The following is a 17,410-nucleotide window of genomic DNA, read 5'->3' as shown; positions in this document are numbered from 1 at the left end:
GCGGTGGGGCGCGCCTGGAGTTACTTGGTGAACGAGGCCATGCGCGGGAGGTTAGCAGATGGACAGGGTGACGGTCATGGTCAGGCCGCCTCCCGGCGTCTCCTCCGGTACGAGGGTGCCGCCCATCGCCTCGGTGAGGCCGCGCGAGAGGGCCAGGCCGAGCCCGACGCCGGAGTGGTTGTCGCGGTCGCCGAGCCGCTGGAACGGCTGGAATACCCGGTCGTGCGCCTCCGGCGGGATGCCGGGGCCCCGGTCGGCGACGCGGATCTCGACCCGGTCGCCGTGCCGGCTGGCGGAGACGGTGACGCGCTCGCCCGGCGGGCTGAAGCGTACGGCGTTGGCCATGAGGTTGGCCAGGACGCGCTCCAGCAGGGCCGGGTCGGCGAGGATGTCGGGCAGGCCGGGCGGGAGGTCGGCGTCGACGCGGTCGCGCAGCGGGCCGAGGTCGTCGACGGCTCGCGGGAGGATCTCCTGCACGGCGGTCGGCTGCTGGTGCACGCCGAGGACGCCGGCTTGCAGGCGGCTCATGTCGAGCAGGTTGTCCACCAGGCGGGCGAGCCTGTCGAGGGATTCGCCGGCGGTGGCGAGCAGTTCGGCGCGGTCGGCGTCACTCCAGGCGATCTCGGTGTTGGCCAGGCTCTCGACGGCGGCCTTGGCGGAGGCGAGCGGCGTGCGCAGGTCGTGGCTGACGGCGGCGAGCAGCGCGGTGCGCATCTTGTCGGCCTCGGCGAGCGGGCGGGCCCGTTCGGCGGCCTCCTGGAGGCGTTGCTGGCGCAGCGCGACGGCGGTCTCGGCGGCGAAGGCCTCCAGGACCGCGCGGTCGGCGGCCTCCAGCGGGCCGCCCCGGGCGGCCACGATCAGGTCGTCGTCGACGACCACGTCGGTGTCGGCGCGGCCGGGGCAGGTGGCGGGGGCGCCGCCGGTGGAGGCGACGATGCGCCAGGCGTCCGGGTCGTCCTGGTGGTCGGGCGCGCGGGCGGCGCCGGGCTGCCGTTCGAGCAGGGTGACCGTGGTGAGTCCGAACGCCTCGCGCATCCGTTCCAGCAGCGACGGCACGGCCGCCTCGCCGCGCAGCACGTGCCCGGCCAGCGTGGACAGCAGCTCGGCGTCGGCGCTGGCGCGGGCGGCCTGGCGGGTGCGCCGGGCCGCGATGTCCACGATCGTGCTCACCGCGACGGCCACCAGCACGAACACGGCCAGCGCGAACAGGTTCTCCGGGTCGTGGATGGTGAACTCGCCGGTGGGCGGGGTGAAGAACCAGTTGAGCAGCAGCGATCCGCCCACCGCCGCGGTGATCGCCGGCCACATGCCGCCGGCCAGCGCGACGCCGACGGTCAGGCAGAGGAAGAACAGGATCTCGCTGGTCAGCGACAGCACGTCGCGGAAGGCCGACAGCGTGAACGTCAGCAGCGGCATCCCGGCCACGGCCAGCGCCCAGCCGGTCAGCTGCCGCGCGCGGGTGAGCGCGGTCCGCGAGCGGACCGGCCTGCGGCGCCCCCTCTTGGCCTCCTCGTGCGTGATCATGTGGACGTCGATGGAGCCGGAGCGGGCGGTGGTCTCGACGCCGACGCCGCGCGAGAGCACCTGCGCGAACCGGCCCCGCCGGGAGGCGCCGAGGACGAGCTGCGTGGCGTTGACGCCGCGGGCGAAGTCGAGCAGCGCGCGCGGCACGTCGTCGCCGACCACCTGGTGGTAGGTGCCGCCCAGGCTCTCGACCAGCGTGCGCTGCCGCGCCAGGCTGGCGGGGTCGGCCCCGGCCAGGCCGTCGGCGCTGGTGACGTGCACGGCCAGCAGGTCGGCGCCCTTGCTGCGGGCGGCGATGCGGGCCGCCCGGCGCACCAGCGTGTCGCCCTCGGGGCCGCCGGTCAGCGCGACGACCACGCGCTCGCGGGTCTCCCACGTGCCGGCGATGCCGTGGTCGGCGCGGTAGCGGTCGAGCTGGTCGTCGACCTTCCCGGCCACCCACAGCAGGGCCAGCTCGCGCAGCGCGGTCAGGTTGCCGACGCGGAAGTAGTTGGCCATCGCCGCGTCGACCTTCTCGGGCGCGTACACGTTGCCGTGGGCCATGCGGCGGCGCAGCGCCTCGGGCGACATGTCGACCAGCTCGACCTGGTCGGCGCGGCGTACCACCTCGTCGGGGACGGTCTCGCGCTGCGGCACGCCGGTGATCTCCCGCACCACGTCGTTGACCGACTCCAGGTGCTGGACGTTCACCGTGGAGATCACGTCGATGCCCGCGTCGAGGATCTCGTCGATGTCCTGCCAGCGCTTGACGTTCCGGGAGCCGGGCACGTTGGTGTGGGCGAGCTCGTCGATCAGCGCCACCTTGGGCGCGCGGGCGATCACGGCCTCGGTGTCCAGCTCGGTGAAGGTGGCGCCCCGGTGCGTCAGCGTCCGGCGCGGGATCACTTCCATGCCCTCCAGGAGGGCGGCGGTGCGAGGGCGGCCGTGGGTCTCGACGAGCCCCACGACCACGTCCCGGCCGCGCTGCAGGGCGCGGCGGCCCTCGCCGAGCATCGCGTACGTCTTGCCCACCCCGGGCGCCGCCCCGAGGTAGACGCGCAGGCGGCCTCGGCTGCTCATGACCGGTCGAGGGCCAGGTTCAGTTCGAGCACGTTCACCGCCGGCTCGCCCATGAAGCCGAGCGCCCGGCCGGTGGTGTGCCGGTCGATGAGCCGTTCGACGGCGGCCCGGTCGAGGCCGCGCTCCCCGGCCACGCGCGCCGCCTGGAGGCGGGCGTAGGCGACGGAGATGTGCGGGTCGAGGCCGGAGCCACTGGCGGTGACCGCGTCGGCGGGCACGGCGGGCGGGCCCGCCGCTCCCCTGACGGGCACGGTACGGCCTGCCGCGTAGTCCTCGCCGGGCGTGGCGCACTCGACCTTCAGCCCCTGGTAGGAGGCGGTGAACGGAGTGGCCGGGCAGGGCTGGTTGACGCTGACGGCGCGGCCGGGGAAGACCTTCAGCACCGCGCCGACCCCGTCCGGCGTGCAGTACGGGCGGGCGCCGCTGACGCCTTCGAGCTCGCCGACGGCCTTGGAGCGGGCGCAGACCTGGGTGAGCAGCGACTGGCGACCCTCCTCGCCGGGCGTGGGCAGCGTGTCGACGACGTCCTCGGGGCCGAGGTTGCTCGCGCCGGTCGCGGTCGGGTCGTAGCCGGCGGCCGACGGCCTGGACTGGAAGTACTTCCTGACGGGCTCGCCGTCCGGGCCGGTGAAGGACTGGCCGATGAGCGCGCTGCCCACCTCCCTGCCCCCGGCCCGCACGATCGAGCCGTCGGCGTGGTCGTCGAACAGCGCCTGGGCGACGCCGGTGGTGACCAGCGGGTAGACCAAGCCGAGCAGCACGGTCAGGACGGCGACCGCCCGGATCGCGGCGACATACCGGCGGAGCCGGCTGGGCAGACGTTCCATTTACGACATCCCCGGAAGGAACTGGACGAGCAGGTCGATGAGCTTGATGCCGGCGAACGGCGCGACGACGCCGCCCAGGCCGTAGACGTACAGGTTGCGGCTGAGCAGCTTGGACGCGCTGGACGGACGGTATCGGACGCCCCTCAGAGCCAGCGGGATCAGCGCGACGATGACGAGCGCGTTGAACACCACCGCTGACAGGATCGCCGACTGCGGGCTGGCCAGGCGCATGATGTTGAGCGTGTCGAGGCCCGGGTAGACGGCCGCGAACATCGCCGGGATGATCGCGAAGTACTTCGCCAGGTCGTTGGCGATCGAGAACGTGGTCAGCGCGCCGCGCGTGATGAGCAGTTGCTTGCCGATCTCCACGATCTCGATGAGCTTGGTCGGGTCGGAGTCCAGGTCGACCATGTTGCCGGCCTCCTTGGCCGCGCTGGTGCCGGTGTTCATGGCGACGCCGACGTCCGCCTGGGCCAGGGCGGGGGCGTCGTTGGTGCCGTCGCCGGTCATCGCGACGAGCCGGCCGCCCTCCTGCTCCCGTTTGATCAGCGCCAGCTTGTCCTCGGGGGTGGCCTCGGCCAGGAAGTCGTCCACCCCGGCCTCGTCGGCGATGGCCCTGGCCGTCAGCGGGTTGTCGCCGGTGATCATGACGGTGCGGATGCCCATCCGGCGCATCTCGTCGAACCGCTCGCGCATGCCCGGCTTGACCACGTCCTTGAGGTGGATGACGCCGAGCACCCGGCCCTTCTCGGCCACGACGAGCGGGGTGCCGCCGGAGGCGGAGATGCCGTCCACCAGGTGGCCGACCTCCTCCGTGGGGTGGCCGCCGGCGTCGCGCACCCACTTCATCACCGCCGTGGCGGCGCCCTTGCGGATCTCGCGCCCGCCCACGTTGACACCGGACATCCGGGTCTGCGCGGTGAACCGCACCCACTCGGCGTCGGCCACCTCGCGTTCGCGCAGCCCGTACACCTCCTTGGCGTGCACCACGACGGAACGGCCCTCGGGGGTCTCGTCGGCCAGGCTGGAGAGCTGGGCCGCCTCCGCGAGCTGCTGCTCGGTGACCCCGGAGACGGGAACGAACTCGCCGGCCTGCCGGTTGCCCAGTGTGATCGTGCCGGTCTTGTCCAGCAGCAGCGTGGACACGTCGCCCGCCGCCTCGACCGCCCGGCCGGACATGGCCAGCACGTTGCGCTGCACCAGGCGGTCCATCCCGGCGATGCCGATGGCCGACAGCAGTGCTCCGATCGTGGTCGGGATCAGGCAGACGAGCAGCGAGACCAGCACGATCCCGGTGACGCCGTCGGCGTTTAGCGCGAGCGAGTCGGGCACGCCCGGGTTGACGAGCTTGGCGTACACGGCGAGCGGCTGCATGGTCACGGTGGCGACCAGGAAGATGATCGTCAGCGCGGCGAGCAGGATGTTGAGCGCGATCTCGTTGGGCGTCTTCTGCCGGTTCGCGCCCTCGACCAGGCCGATCATCCGGTCGATGAAGCTCTCGCCGGGCTTCTGGGTGATCCGGACGACGATCCGGTCGGACAGCACCTTCGTGCCGCCGGTCACCGCCGACCGGTCGCCGCCGGACTCGCGGATGACGGGCGCGGACTCGCCGGTGATGGCCGACTCGTCCACCGAGGCGACGCCCTCGACCACGTCGCCGTCACCGGGGATGATCTCTCCGGCCTCGACCACGACGAGGTCGCCCTGGCGCAGCTCGGGGGCGCCGACCTCGGTCCACTCGCCGGACCCGCGGCTCGTCAGGCGGCGCGCCCGGGTGTCGGTCCTGGCCTTGCGCAGCGTGGCGGCCTGGGCCTTGCCGCGTCCCTCGGCGACGGCCTCGGCCAGGTTCGCGAAGATCACGGTCAGCCACAGCCACGCCACGATCGCCCAGGCGAACACCGACGGGTCGAGCACGGCCAGCACGGTGGTGAACGCCGCGCCGATCTCCACGATGAGCATCACCGGGTTGCGCCACAGCGTGGCCGGGTTGAGTTTCTTCAGCGCGTCAGGCAACGACGCGAGTGGTGACATGTCAGGACAGTCCTTCTGCGAGCGGGCCGAGCGCGAGCGCCGGGAGGAAGGTGAGGGCGACCAGGACGACGGACACGCCGACGACCAGGCCGACGAACTGCGGCCGGTGAGTCGGCAGCGTGCCCGCGCCCTCGGGGACGGACGACTGCCGGGCCAGCGAGCCGGCCAGCGCCAGCACCAGGATGATCGGCAGGAACCGGCCGAGCATCATGCACAGGCCGAGCGCCACGTCGTACCAGGGCGTGCTGACCGTGAGTCCGGCGAAGGCCGAGCCGTTGTTGTTGGAGGCGCTGGTGAAGGCGTACAGGACCTCGGTGAGGCCGTGCGGGCCGCTGTTGAGCATGCCCGCGCGCTGTTCGGCCGAGCCCATCGCGAGCGCGGTGCCGGTCAGCACCAGCATCGGGGTGACCAGGAAGTACAGCGAGGCGAGCTTGATCTCGCGGGCGCCGATCTTCTTGCCGAGATACTCGGGCGTGCGGCCGACCATCAGCCCGGCCACGAACACGGTGATCACCGCCAGCACGAGCATCCCGTACAGGCCCGCGCCGACGCCGCCCGGGGCGACCTCGCCGAGCATCATGTTGACCAGCGGCATCATGCCGCCCAGCGGCGTGTAGGAGTCGTGGAAGGAGTTGACCGCGCCGGTGCTGGTGAGGGTCGTCGCCGCGGCGAAGGTCGCCGAGCCGGAGACGCCGAAGCGCAGCTCCTTGCCCTCCAGCGCCGCCCCGGCCGCCTGCGGGACCGTCGCGTCGCCGCTCAGCTCGAACACGTTGGTGAGCACGACGCCGGCCAGCGCGAGCACGCCCATCACCGCGAGGATCGCCCGGCCCTGCCGGAGCTGGCCCACCATCCTGCCGAACGTGCGCGGCAGCGCGAACGGGATGAGCAGGATCAGGAAGATCTCGAACCAGTTCGTCCAGCTCGTCGCGTTCTCGAACGGGTGGGAGGAGTTGGCGTTGTAGAAGCCGCCGCCGTTGGTGCCCAGCTCCTTGATGACCTCCTGGGAGGCGACCGGGCCGCCGGTGATGTGCTGGACGCCGCCGGTCAGCGTCGTCACCTCGTGCGGGGCGGCGAAGTTCTGCACCAGGCCGCCCGCGACCAGCACCAACGCGCCGGCGAACGCGATCGGCAGCAGGATGCGCACGCAGCCGCGCACCAGGTCGACCCAGAAGTTGCCGATCGTCTCGGCCTTGCGGCGGGCGAACCCGCGCACCAGCGCGACCGCGACCGCCATGCCGACGGACGCCGACACGAAGTTCTGCACCGCCAGGGCCGCCATCTGGACCAGGTGGCCCATCGTGGACTCACCCGAGTACGCCTGCCAGTTCGTGTTCGTGACGAAGCTGACCGCGGTGTTCCACGCGATGTGGTCGGTGACGGGCTCCATGCCCAGGCTCAGCGGCAGCCTGTCCTGGAGGCGCTGCAACCCGTACACGACGAGCAGGGAGACCAGCGAGAACGCGAGCAGGCTGCGCGCGTAGACCGCCCAGCCCTGTTCGGCGTCGGCGCGCACGCCGAGCAGCCGGTAGAGGACCCGCTCGGCGGCGTTGTGCCTGACGCCGGTGTAGACGCGGTGCATGTAGTCGCCGAGCGGCCGATGCACCAGGGCCAGCGCGACGACGAGGGAGACGACGAAGAGCGCCCCCGCGGCTGTCGCGCTCATCAGAACCGCTCCGGGAACAGCAGGGCCATGACCATGAAGGCGACCAGGACCACGACGACCCCGAGACCGATGGCGTTGATCGCGCTCACAGGCGCTCCACCGCCCGCACGACAAGCCCGAAGACCACGAAGATCGCGATCGTCAGGGCGACGAAGACGACGTCGGCCATCCCTGCTCCTCAGCTCCGGTTGCTGTGTCAACCGCTCGGGAAGAGCGGTTCACGACCCAGCAAAATCCCGAAATAGAGCGATTCGGCCGATCTTGACGACTTCTGTACGCCCAGCGCGGGTTTATTGACGCGATCCGTACGCCCCCGGCGTCAGGGCTTCCACGTGGTGAACGCGATCTCCAGCTCGACCGGCTCGTACGAGACCCGCATGACGGTCACCAGCGCCACGTGCTTCTCCGTCGTCTCGGCGCAGACCTTGGCGCCCTGCCCCAGATCCTCCAGGCCGAGCTCCGGCCGCCGGTACTTCTGGTGCGCGAGCAGGTTCGCGCAGTCGGCGGCGGAGGCGGCGGTCGCCGGGGCGATCACGTAGCGGGCTGTCGAGTCGGAGCCGTGCACGTGGTCGTCCTCCAGGATGACCTCGGCCGGGCCGCCCTCCCTGGCGGGGCCCACCAGGATGTCGGAGCCGCCGTGGCCGGGCTTGCCCGTGTCGAGGTCCACCTTGTCGCCGTCGTTGCACACCATCGTCCACGAGCACGGCCTCAGCACGTATCCGTCGCTGGCGGCGACCGCCGCCGGCTGCGTGGCCGCCGCGGTCGGCGCGGGCGTGCCGGGCGCCGTGGTGGCCAGGGCGGAGGCCACCAGCGGCCACAGCGCGGCGAACATCGACACGATGCCGGCGAGCCAGCCGCACCGCTCCGTCCAGGTCCAGAACGGCGACTCCTGGCCGCCGCCCCCGCCGGAGGCGGCGCGCCGCTTGACCGCGTGGCGGATGGCGAGGATCAGCGCTCCGGCCGCCACGCAGACGATCAGCCAGATGCCCGTCCACAACATGGATGCTTGTCTCCCGTCAGTGACTCTTGGTGAGGCGCCGGGACAGCCAGAACGTGGCCCCGGCGAAACAGGCGAACGTCACGACCCCGAGCGCGGCCAGGTCGAACAGCCACTGGTCGAGGTCGTGCCGCCACAGCGCGTCGGCCGGGGTGCCGGGCGCGCCCAGCTCGCGCAGGCCGAGCGAGGACGCCGCGGCCGCCAGCCCCCAGCGGTCCGGCAGGAGCGCGGCCACGGTGGTGAGCAGCGTATTGCCGGACAGGTCGGCTGTGACGCCGTTCAGCGCAATTTGCGCGATCGAGGTGGCGGTCACCAGGGCGACGGCCTGCTCCAGCCGCCGGGCCGCCACCGAGATGAGCAGGCCCAGCGACATCGACGCCACGGTCAGCGCCGCCAGGTTCACGGCCAGCTCCACCGCCGGGCCGAACGCCAGCGAGTGCGCGGGCCCGGTTCTCACCTGGAGGAACACCACGGTGATCAGCACCGCCTGCGCCACGGCGACCACCGCGTGGACGAGCCAGCGCGACAGCATCACGGCCAGAGCCGGCGTCCCGGTGCGGCGCTCCCTGCGGATGATCGGATAGTCCGCGACGATCTCGCTGTACGTGAGCGCCTGGCCGCTGAGCACGCAGAGGGTGGTCAGCAGGCTCAGCGCCGTCGGCGCCGCCACGCCGCCGAGCCCCGACTCCCCCGCCACGAGCCCGGCCAGGGCCGCCGACCCGGCGGCGATCAGCAGCGGCATCAGCGCCACCACCGCCCGGCGCGCCCACTCGGCCGCCTTCCGGTCGTCGTCCCCCCGGTTGCGCGACGCGCCGCGCGCGACCAGCAACGCGACCTGCCGCAGCACGAGCACCACGAGCTGCCGCGCGAACGTCCGCACCGCCCGCCGCCGCGGCCGCACCCCGCCCGGCCGCCCGGCGGGCTCGGACCGGGCCGCCCGGGTCGCCTCCGCCTCCGCCTCGGCTGCCGCCGTGCCGGTGGCGTAGCGCTGGGCGGCGGGCAGCGGGTCGTCGGCGAGCGACCTCATCAGGTCGGCGTAACCGGCCGCCCCGAGAGCGGGCCTGACCTGCTCAGGCGGCCCCGAGTAGACCGGCCGCCCGTCGCGGACGACGACGAGGACCTGACCGGCCCGGTCCAGATGCTCGGTCGCGTGGGTGATCACGATGACCGTGTTGCCGTCCTCGGCGTAGTCCCGCAGCAGCGTCATCAGCTCACGGTCCATCCCCAGGTCGAGCCCGGAGGTGGGCTCGTCGAGCATGAGCAGCCTCGGCCGGGTGAGCAGCTCCAGCGCGATGGAGACGCGCCGCCGCTGCCCTCCGGAGAGCGTGGAGACGAGCTGGTCGATCTGCTCGCCGAGCCCGAGCCTGGCGCACACCTCGGTGACGCGCCGCTCCCGCTCGGGCCGCCGCCACGGGCTGCGCAGCCAGGTGGAGTACGCCAGCAGCCGCCGTACGGTGAGCGTCTGGTAGAGCTCGATCTCCTGCGGCACGAAGCCGAGCTGGTCGCGGATCTGCCGGGCATGGGTCCTGAGGTCGAGGCCGAGGAAGAACAGCTCGCCCCGTTCGGTCTCCAGCTCGCCGAGCAGCGCCGCGAACAGCGAGCTCTTGCCCGCCCCGGACGGGCCGAGGATGGCGAGCAGGGTGTCGTCCCGCTGCACGAACGACATGTTCGTCAGGCGTGACTTGGCCCCGCTCTTGGCGTACACGCCGGAGACGACGAGCGCGCAGCCGCCCAGCGGCCGGTCCGACAGGCCGGTCCCGTCGGCGCTGATGCGGTAGCGGTGGTCGGCGAAGTCGAAGCAGTCGCCGGGCCCGAGCGTCGCCGACCTGACCGGCTGCCCGGCGATGAACGGCCCGTGCCCGTACCCGTGGTCCGTCAGCCGGAACAGCGCCCCCTCGCGGCGCAGCGTGAAGTGGCGCGGGGCGGCCGAGACCGCGTCGAGGACCACGTCGGCGGCCGGGTCGGAGCCGAACACCGTGACGTCGCCGAGCGGGATCGACGGCGGCGGCTCCTCGGCGGGCGGCTCCTCCTCAGGCCGGGGGCCCGAGGTCCGGCGCGGCGTCCGGCGAGGGGGCGGCGGGGGCGGCGGGCCGAGGACCGCCCAGCCGGGAATCTCCGGCGCGGGCGAGCTGAGCACGTCGTTGACCCACGCCCCGTACGGGTGGGTGCGCGCCAGCCGCCGCCGGTAACCGGCGAGCCTGCGCTGCGTGTGCTCGTGGACGCGCCGGACGCGGGCCGAGGCCGCGCGCAGGAGCCCGTCGGCCTCCTGGGAGGCGGCGGCGATCCGGCCGTCGAGCGTGGCGAGCTCCGCCTGGGCGTCGCGGGCGGCGGCCCGCGCGGCGCGGACCCGCCTGCCCTGCTCGCGCAGCCGCCGGGTGACGACGACGCGCTCGTCGCGGTCGTCCTCGCCGAGGCGGCGGCGGGTCCGCTCCTCGTCGGGCAGGGGCGCGGAGACGGCGGCCAGCCGCTCCTCGGCCCGTGCCGCCTGCTCCTCGGCCTGCGGCTTGAGCGACGCGGCCACGGCCCGGCGGGCCAGGATCCCGGCGCGCACGGCCTCGTAGCGGAGCCGTTCGTGCTCGAAGGCGTCCTGCGCCCGCCGGATCAGGGCGTCGCGGTGCGGGGTGGTGACCGGGCGGTCCGGTTCGCCGCCCGCCACGGGTGAGGGGATCTCGGCCCGGCCGTCGCGCCAGCCGTGGTACCAGTCGGTCGCGCGGGCGAGCGGGCCGTATCGGATCGGCGTCATGTGGCCGGGCAGGCGAGGCGGACGACGACCTTGCGGTTGCGGGCGGCCGGGCCGGGCAGCAGCGTGCCGTCGGGGGCGAGGTCGTCGGCGCGGCCCCGCAACTGCTCGCCCCGGCCCTCGGTGGTGATGTCCGCGTCGGGGACGCCGAGCGCGACGAGCTCGCGCTTGACCGCTTCCGCACGCTCGCGCGAGAGGCGGAGGTTGTCGGCCTTGCCGCCCTCGGCGGAGGTGCTGCCGGTGAGCCGGACCTTCAGCCGGTCCTTGCCGATGGTGGCGGCCAGGTTGGCGAGCGTCTTCCTGGCCTCGGCGGGCTCCCGGAAGGTCGCCGTCCCCTGCTCGAACCCGACATGGTTGCCCTCGCTCAGCTCCGCCTCACCGCAGGCGGTGAACGTGGTGGGCACGGCGGGCGGCACGACGACGGTGACGGCGGGGGTGTCCGTGGCGGCCTTGTGGTGGTTCGGCCTGGCGTCCACGGCGACGCAGGCGGCCCCGCCGGCCCGCGCGATCTCGCGCCAGATGGCCACGATGTTGCGGCGCAGCCCGGGGTGCGGCTCGGGCTGCGGCGTCGCGGTGTAGCCGAGCCCGGACAGCAGCACCGTACGCCCGGTCAGGTCCGGCAGGAGCTTCTTGTCCCGCAGGTACGCGACCACCTGGGCCGGCTCGGCGTCGATCACCTCGCGGAAGTCGAGAGGCGCCACGGTCTGCAGCCCCGGGTCGACGAGCACGACGCTGCCGCCCGGCCCGGTGGCGTCAGCCGCGAGCGAGAGCGCGGTGAGCACGTCCACCTCGGGGGCCTTGGCCCGGGCGCCGGCGCCGAGAGTCCGCTCGACCTCGGTGAGGTAGGCGTTGACGTCGTCCTCCAGGGCGACGTCGTTGCCCGCGTCGCTGGCGAACTCGGTGTCGAAGACCACCTCCGGGGTGCCGTCGAGGCGGATCACGGAGATGTCGTGGCCCGCCTTGGCGGTGCGCCGCATCAGGTCGACGACCTCGGACCTGATCGCGGGCTCCGGAGCGTTCGCGTGCGCGCCCACGGCGAGCGCGAGCGGGCCGCCGCCGGGCAGCTCGCAGCCGAGCGAGGCCGCCGCGTTCCCGGGGGCGCCCTCGCTTCCCTGGCTGCCCGGGCTGCCCGTGCAGGCGGTGAGCGTGAGGCCGGCGAGCAGGGCGGCGGCGATACGGGTGATGGATGCAGGCATCGGTGTCTTCCGTGAACGGGCTCTACTGCCAGGCGTAGGGCCGCAGGTCGGGTTCGAGGATGGCGTCGGTGACGGCCGGGTCCTGGGCGTGCTGCGCGATCAGCACCCTGGCGAGCTGCTTGAGCCGTTCGGCGAGGGCCAGCCGGACTTGGAGCGCGTGCAGCAGCCGCTGCCGCGCGGCCATGAGCTGGTTGGCGTGCGCGGAACGGGCCGCCTCGGCCAGCGCGAGCTCGCGGGCCGCCGCCGCGGCCGCCCCGAGCGCCTGCCGGTGTACGCGTGCCGCCCTGCCGTAGGCCGACCGGAGCGGGTTGTGCGTGAGATACGCGCCGACGGCCGCGACGATGCCGGTGCCGACGAAGAACGCGAGGAAGAACAGCGCGGGCATCAGCGCGCCGCCGTCGTCCGGCGGGGCCTCGGCGCCGAACGCCGGGCGTCGCGCGGTGATCGTGAGGCGGGCCAGGAAGGCGGCGGCCCCGAACGCGGCCCACCCCAGGACGCAGAGCACGGCCAGCGGCCGGCTCACCCCCGCCGAACCGGCCCGGATGTCGCGGAACATGCACCCGGCGGCATGCGCCAGATAGATCACGATCGCGGTGAATCCGACCACGACCGCCGAGGTGACGACGTCGCCCTCACCGCGCATGAGCAGCTTCACCACCTCCAGGAACGCCGCCCAGTCGGCCGCCACCGCCGCCGCCAGCGCCGCCGCGTGCAGCAGCAGCGGCCCCAGCGGCCGGCCCGCCATCAGCGCCGGGTCCGCGTGGCCCCGGGCGCCCCAGCCGGCCTCCCCGCCGGGGGACAGCCGCGACCGGGCCGCGTCCAGAGCCGCGCGGGCGTCCGCCAGCCGCTCGCGGGCGTCCTCCTCGGCGGGACGGCTCCCGGCCACCGCCGCGTCGGCCACGCCCAGCCGGGTGGTCGCCTCCGCGCAGTAGGCCGCGTACTCGGCCTGGACCTCCTGCTCCCAGCGCGCTGACATGGCGTTGACCAGGTTGTCGAGCGAATGCCCTGTGGCCTCGTCCACCCCGCCGGGGGCCAGCCCCTCCACCAGGGACGTGATCTCGGCGCGCGCGGCCTCCTCGTCGACGTCCGGGGGGACGAACGGGCCGGGTTCGGGCGCGCCCGCGCGCCTAGGGCGCCATCGTGCCATCCGGGACCTCTCCTCCTCGTGTACGTACATGTCCGTTCACCCACGGGCGGCGCTCGTGCGCGTCCGTCCGCGGATGGTCGTGCGCCTGCGGTTCGGGGCGGTCCTCCTCGGCCCAGGCGGGCAGTTCGGGGGCGAGCAGGTCCAGGCGCGCGTTCAGCTCGGGGCCGTGCGGGTGCGTGCGGACGAGCTGTTGCAGGTACGCCGCCACGCGCCGGCTGGTGAACTCGTGGATGCGCCGGACCCGCACCCGGTTGCCCGCCTCCGCACGGGCGAGCTCCTGCGTGACCGCCTCCACCTCGCGGACCGCCGCGGCGAGCCGGCTCTCGGCCGCCGCCCAGACGGTCTCGGCGGCGGCGCACCGCCTGGCGTGGTCGGCCTGCCTCCGCGCCCGTACCAGGGAGCCGGGCCGCCCGTCCCTGATGGTCTCCGCGAGCCGCCGCTCGTCCGGGTCCGGGACCCAGGTGCGGGCCTCCACCCAGGCCAGCCGGGCGACGCGGGCCGTGTGCTCGGCCGCCTGCCGCCGTTCGCGGGCCTCGGCCAGCCTCGCGCGCAGGGCGCCGGAGCGGGCGAGCCAGGCGCCGCGCTCGTGGTCGATCTGGTCGCGGGCGAGATGGCGCAGGTATTCGATTTTCGGCGTGACCACGACGGCCTTTTCGGCTTCACCGATAGCCGGAATGCGACGACGCCCGTCCCGGAATCCCTGATAGGCGTCCCACAACCGGAGTAAGAACCCGTAACGGATCGGCTTGGCAGGCGGATCCGCCCATTCCCCCATCCGGAACCTCCCGCCAGATAATTCCCAAATAGGGCATATGGCCCGATCGGGTGAAAAGCAACTTCACGTATACGTGTGGAACACTATGCGTGATACGCGAGCCGCACATGAAGTACGATCCCGCCCAGCGGGAAACGCACTGGCCCACCTGGGACGATGCGGATCAGGACGCGAATCGGGACTGAGTGGAGACTCAATGACGGGGAACGGCAAGGGCCCCCGGACGTCGGCCGCGGGCAAGGCCATGTCAATCTTCCGGGCCTTCACCGGCGACCAGCTCGAACTGACGCTGAGAGAAGTCTGCGACCGCACGAACATGACGTCGAGCACCGCACATCGCTGGCTGCAGGACCTCGTGGCCCACGGCGCGCTCGTCCAGTCGCCGTCGGGGCGATATTCGCTGAGCAAACTCATGTGGGAGATCGGCACCCGTTGCCCGCGCGCCTCCATCATGCGTGAGGTCGCCATGCCGTTCCTGCAGAACCTTTATCACATCACCCGGGGACACGTGCTGCTCGCGATGCCCGCCGGTGACGAGGCACTGCTGGTGGAAAGGCTTTCCAAGAGCCTTCCCGTCAAACCGGTCGGCCGCGTGGGCGGACGCCTCCCGCTGCACGCCACCGGCGTCGGGAAAGCCATTCTCGCCTATTCACCGGCGGACGTGCGGAAAAGAATTCTCAGCCGGAACTTGACCGCTTACACCTGTCACACGATCACCTCTCCGCAGCGTTTGCGAGAGGATTTGGCCGGCATTCGCGAACGCGGTTACGCCACCTGTTACCAGGAGCGCCAATTGGGCGTCGACTCCTACGCGTTCCCCGTTTTCGAGTACGGCACGGAAAGCGTCGTCGTGGCCGCCGTCTCGGTGCTCGTGGAGGTGCGGTCGCGCGAGCCCGACGGCCTGCTCGACGCGCTCCGGCCCGCGGCGCTCCAGATCTCCCGCGCCCTGCGCAAACTCCCCCTCCACCACCCCTTCGACGGCCTCTGACCACCGCCCCAGGAGTGACCCCGCCGGTCAGAGGGAGTGTCCGGCGGCGCCCCCGACTCCGCCCCTGGACATGACCCCGCCGGTCAGGGGGACTGTTCGGCGGCGCGGTCGAGGAGGGCGCGGCGTTCCGGGTCGCTGTGGGCGACCGCCGCCGCCCGGCGGAACAGGTCGGCGGCGCGGGCGTGGTCGCCGCTCCGGGCGGTGAGGTCGGCCTCCGCGGCGAGCGCGAGCGGGTGGTCGTCGAGCGCGCCGCCCTCCCGGGCCAGGGCCAGCAGCGCGAGCCCGGCCTGCGGTCCGTGCGCGTAGCCGTGCGCGACGGCGCGGTTGAGCTCGACCACGGGCGTCGAGCGCAGCCGGGACAGCGCGTCGTAGCAGCGGGCGATCTCCGCCCAGTCCGTGGCGGACGCTGTCGGCGCGGTGGCGTGGCAGGCGGCGATGCGCGCCTGCAGCCCGTACGGGCCGTCCTGGTCGGCGTCGGCCAGGGCGGCCAGGCCCTCGGCGATCGCGGCCCGGTCCCAGCGGGTCCGGTCCTGCCGTTCCAGGGGGACGAGGCGGCCATCAGCGTCGCGGCGGGCGTCGCGGCGGGAGTGTTGCAGGAGGAAGAGCGCCAGCAGCGCCGGCACCTCGCGCCGCCCCGGCATGAGCCGGCGCAGCAGCCGCGCGAGCCGGATCGCCTCGTCGGCGAACGCGGGGTCGCCGTCGGCGTTGTAGCCCTGCGTGAACAGCAGGTAGAGCACGGCCAGGACGCCGGGCAGCCGTTCGTCCAGCGCCGGTCCGCTCGGCACCCGATACGGGATGCCCGCGTCGGCGATCTTCGTCTTGGCCCTGGTCAGGCGGCGGGTCATCGCCGATTCCGTGACCAGGAAGGCGCGCGCGAGGTCCGCGGTCGGCACCGCGCAGACGGTCCGCAGCGTCAGCGCCACGCGCGACTCCAGGGCCAGGGCCGGATGGCAGCACGTGAAGACGAGCCTCAGCCGGTCGTCCACGACCTCCTCCTTCCCGCCGTCGCCGGGGCCGGTCTCGTCCGGTGTGAGCGCGGCCAGCTCCGCCAGCTTGCGGCGTTCGACGGTGGCGCGGCGCAGCGCGTCGATCGCGCGGTTGCGCGCCACCGTCATGAGCCAGCCGCCGGGATTGTCGGGTGTGCCCTCCTGTGGCCACCGCTGCACGGCCTGGGCCAGCGCTTCCTGCGCGCAGTCCTCGGCCAGGGTCCAGTCGCCGGTGACGCGGATCAGCGTGGCGACGATGCGCCCGTAGGCGTCAGCGGCCACCTCCTCAAGGCGATCCAGGCGATCCAGGCGGCCCGTCACTGCTCGAAGTCGGCGAACGGCCGCAGCTCCAGCCGTCCGGCGCGGGCCATCGGGTGCGTGCGGGCGACCTCGATCGCCTCGTCCAGGTCGGCGCATTCGAGCAGGTCGAAGCCCACGATCACCTCTTTGGTCTCGGCGAACGGGCCGTCGCTGAGGATGAGCTCGCCGGCGCGGACCCGGACGGTGGTCGCCGCGCTCTCCGGGGCCAGCACCGCACCCCGTACGCGCCTGCCGCGGGCGTCGTTCTCCGCCACCCAGACGTCGACGTCGGGCCAGTCGGACCGGTCGGTGTCGGGCTCGGCGTCACTGCAGACGAACATCATGTACTTCATCGTGCGCTCCTTCGGTCGTGCGTTCACCAGGGTGACGAACGGGGGCGCCGCTTCCGGACAGGTGGGCCGGGAGAATCTTCAGCCGCCCGGGTAGTCGAGGGCGAGCATGCCCGCCAGGTCGCGCAGGCACTCCTCGAAGACGGGCTCCAGGTCGGTGTAGGCGAAGTCGAGCTGGCGCAGGACTTCCATGCACAGCAGCCCGTACAGCCTGATCCAGCACGACAGGAAGACGTGGACGGCCTCCGGCGGGAGTGCGCCGCCGATGCCTTCGGAGAAGGCGGTGAGCTGGTCGCGCAGCGAGTCGGGCAGGTCGGCGGGCACCGGGAACGGGCGCGTCCGCCACAGCTCGACGGTCAGGTCGAGCAGGACCTGCTCGAAGCGGGTCGCGGCCTGGTGGCGGACGGAGTCGCGGCGCAGGTTGGGCGGGGCGATCGGGCTGGCGAAGATCCAGCCGAACTCGGCGGGGTGGCCGACCGCCCAGGCGCGCATGGCGCGGCAGGCGGCGATCAGGCGGACGGCGACCGGCTCGCCCGCGTGGGCGTCGCGGGCCTGCTCCATCGCGGCGGCCAGCTCGCGGAAGAAGCCCGCGGTCACCGCGCCGACCAGCTCGTCGTGGCTGGCGTAGTAGTGGTAGAGGGCGGGGCCGCTCATGCCGATCTCGCGGGCCACCGCGTTGATGGTCACCGCGGCCGTGCCCTGCTCGACCAGCAGTTTGCGCGCGGCCTCGTGGATCTCGTCGAGGGTGGCCTGGCGCAGCCTCTCCCGCCGGCTGGTGGTGGGTGTGGACATCGTCACCTTCCTCAGGGGAGCCGCCCCAGTCTATG

Annotated in this window: 14 protein-coding genes; 1 reads left to right on the top strand and 13 read right to left on the bottom strand. The window is 73.3% G+C overall.

Features of this window, described 5'->3' with window-relative positions; all coding sequences use genetic code 11:
- Positions 1–51: 51 nt before the first annotated feature.
- The 10 genes from ACWDXC_RS29770 to ACWDXC_RS29725 form a co-directional block, all read right to left on the bottom strand.
- Complete coding sequence (locus ACWDXC_RS29770) at positions 52–2,583, bottom strand: ATP-binding protein (protein ID WP_449987098.1); 2,532 nt, start codon at positions 2,581–2,583, stop codon at positions 52–54.
- Positions 2,580–3,410, bottom strand: a complete 831-nt coding sequence (locus ACWDXC_RS29765) for a potassium-transporting ATPase subunit C (RefSeq protein ID WP_449987096.1) — start codon at positions 3,408–3,410, stop codon at positions 2,580–2,582. The genes ACWDXC_RS29770 and ACWDXC_RS29765 overlap by 4 nt, the downstream gene beginning before the upstream one ends.
- Positions 3,411–5,441 carry a potassium-transporting ATPase subunit KdpB gene (kdpB, locus tag ACWDXC_RS29760; protein WP_449987094.1) on the bottom strand — a complete coding sequence of 677 codons (2,031 nt, stop codon included), beginning with the start codon at positions 5,439–5,441 and terminating at the stop codon, positions 3,411–3,413.
- A gap of 1 nt (position 5,442) precedes the next feature.
- Positions 5,443–7,104, bottom strand: coding sequence for a potassium-transporting ATPase subunit KdpA (kdpA, locus tag ACWDXC_RS29755; protein WP_449987092.1), 1,662 nt, complete (start codon positions 7,102–7,104; stop codon positions 5,443–5,445).
- The gene (locus ACWDXC_RS29750; RefSeq protein WP_219517942.1) at positions 7,104–7,193 is read right to left on the bottom strand and encodes a K(+)-transporting ATPase subunit F; all 90 of its coding nucleotides are present in this window, start codon (positions 7,191–7,193) and stop codon (positions 7,104–7,106) included. The genes kdpA and ACWDXC_RS29750 overlap by 1 nt, the downstream gene beginning before the upstream one ends.
- Before the next feature lie 230 nt (positions 7,194–7,423).
- Positions 7,424–8,104 (bottom strand): hypothetical protein, encoded by a 681-nt coding sequence (locus ACWDXC_RS29745; RefSeq protein WP_449987091.1) that lies wholly within the window; start codon positions 8,102–8,104, stop codon positions 7,424–7,426.
- A 16-nt stretch (positions 8,105–8,120) separates the two neighbouring features.
- On the bottom strand, positions 8,121–10,844 hold the full coding sequence (locus ACWDXC_RS29740) for an ATP-binding cassette domain-containing protein (protein WP_449987089.1): 2,724 nt from the start codon (positions 10,842–10,844) through the stop codon (positions 8,121–8,123).
- Complete coding sequence (locus ACWDXC_RS29735) at positions 10,841–12,037, bottom strand: OmpA family protein (protein ID WP_449987087.1); 1,197 nt, start codon at positions 12,035–12,037, stop codon at positions 10,841–10,843. The genes ACWDXC_RS29740 and ACWDXC_RS29735 overlap by 4 nt, the downstream gene beginning before the upstream one ends.
- A 22-nt stretch (positions 12,038–12,059) precedes the next feature.
- Entirely contained in the window at positions 12,060–13,184 is a 1,125-nt protein-coding gene (locus tag ACWDXC_RS29730) for a hypothetical protein (RefSeq protein WP_449987085.1), read from the bottom strand.
- On the bottom strand, positions 13,165–13,827 hold the full coding sequence (locus ACWDXC_RS29725; protein ID WP_449987083.1) for a hypothetical protein: 663 nt from the start codon (positions 13,825–13,827) through the stop codon (positions 13,165–13,167). The genes ACWDXC_RS29730 and ACWDXC_RS29725 overlap by 20 nt, the downstream gene beginning before the upstream one ends.
- A gap of 328 nt (positions 13,828–14,155) precedes the next feature.
- Here ACWDXC_RS29725 and ACWDXC_RS29720 point away from each other — a divergent pair, with 328 nt between their 5' ends.
- The gene (locus ACWDXC_RS29720; RefSeq protein ID WP_219518425.1) at positions 14,156–14,947 is read left to right on the top strand and encodes an IclR family transcriptional regulator; all 792 of its coding nucleotides are present in this window, start codon (positions 14,156–14,158) and stop codon (positions 14,945–14,947) included.
- Positions 14,948–15,030: 83 nt separating this feature from the next.
- Here the strand turns inward: ACWDXC_RS29720 and ACWDXC_RS29715 are convergent, their stop codons facing one another.
- The 3 genes from ACWDXC_RS29715 to ACWDXC_RS29705 all read right to left on the bottom strand — a co-directional run bounded on the left by ACWDXC_RS29715 (position 15,031) and on the right by ACWDXC_RS29705 (position 17,375).
- Positions 15,031–16,215, bottom strand: coding sequence for an RNA polymerase sigma factor (locus tag ACWDXC_RS29715; protein WP_449987081.1), 1,185 nt, complete (start codon positions 16,213–16,215; stop codon positions 15,031–15,033).
- Positions 16,216–16,250: 35 nt separating this feature from the next.
- Positions 16,251–16,586, bottom strand: coding sequence for a YciI family protein (locus ACWDXC_RS29710; protein ID WP_449987079.1), 336 nt, complete (start codon positions 16,584–16,586; stop codon positions 16,251–16,253).
- Positions 16,587–16,664: 78 nt separating this feature from the next.
- Positions 16,665–17,375, bottom strand: coding sequence for a TetR/AcrR family transcriptional regulator (locus ACWDXC_RS29705; protein ID WP_449987077.1), 711 nt, complete (start codon positions 17,373–17,375; stop codon positions 16,665–16,667).
- Positions 17,376–17,410 lie beyond the last annotated feature (35 nt).

The organism is Nonomuraea sp. NPDC003214 (assembly GCF_053590035.1).
Note: the sequence above shows the minus strand (reverse complement) of the source record. Positions and strands in the feature narration are given on the sequence as shown.

What these genes read in the sequence shown, in the direction of transcription:
- ACWDXC_RS29770 (WP_449987098.1), bottom strand. Translation starts at nt 2,583, where the DNA reads ATGAGCAGCCGAGGCCGCCTGCGCGTCTACCTCGGGGCGGCGCCCGGG.
- ACWDXC_RS29765 (WP_449987096.1), bottom strand. Translation starts at nt 3,410, where the DNA reads ATGGAACGTCTGCCCAGCCGGCTCCGCCGGTATGTCGCCGCGATCCGG.
- kdpB (WP_449987094.1), bottom strand. Translation starts at nt 5,441, where the DNA reads ATGTCACCACTCGCGTCGTTGCCTGACGCGCTGAAGAAACTCAACCCG.
- kdpA (WP_449987092.1), bottom strand. Translation starts at nt 7,104, where the DNA reads ATGAGCGCGACAGCCGCGGGGGCGCTCTTCGTCGTCTCCCTCGTCGTC.
- ACWDXC_RS29745 (WP_449987091.1), bottom strand. Translation starts at nt 8,104, where the DNA reads ATGTTGTGGACGGGCATCTGGCTGATCGTCTGCGTGGCGGCCGGAGCG.
- ACWDXC_RS29740 (WP_449987089.1), bottom strand. Translation starts at nt 10,844, where the DNA reads ATGACGCCGATCCGATACGGCCCGCTCGCCCGCGCGACCGACTGGTAC.
- ACWDXC_RS29735 (WP_449987087.1), bottom strand. Translation starts at nt 12,037, where the DNA reads ATGCCTGCATCCATCACCCGTATCGCCGCCGCCCTGCTCGCCGGCCTC.
- ACWDXC_RS29730 (WP_449987085.1), bottom strand. Translation starts at nt 13,184, where the DNA reads ATGGCACGATGGCGCCCTAGGCGCGCGGGCGCGCCCGAACCCGGCCCG.
- ACWDXC_RS29720 (WP_219518425.1), top strand. Translation starts at nt 14,156, where the DNA reads ATGACGGGGAACGGCAAGGGCCCCCGGACGTCGGCCGCGGGCAAGGCC.
- ACWDXC_RS29710 (WP_449987079.1), bottom strand. Translation starts at nt 16,586, where the DNA reads ATGAAGTACATGATGTTCGTCTGCAGTGACGCCGAGCCCGACACCGAC.
- ACWDXC_RS29705 (WP_449987077.1), bottom strand. Translation starts at nt 17,375, where the DNA reads ATGTCCACACCCACCACCAGCCGGCGGGAGAGGCTGCGCCAGGCCACC.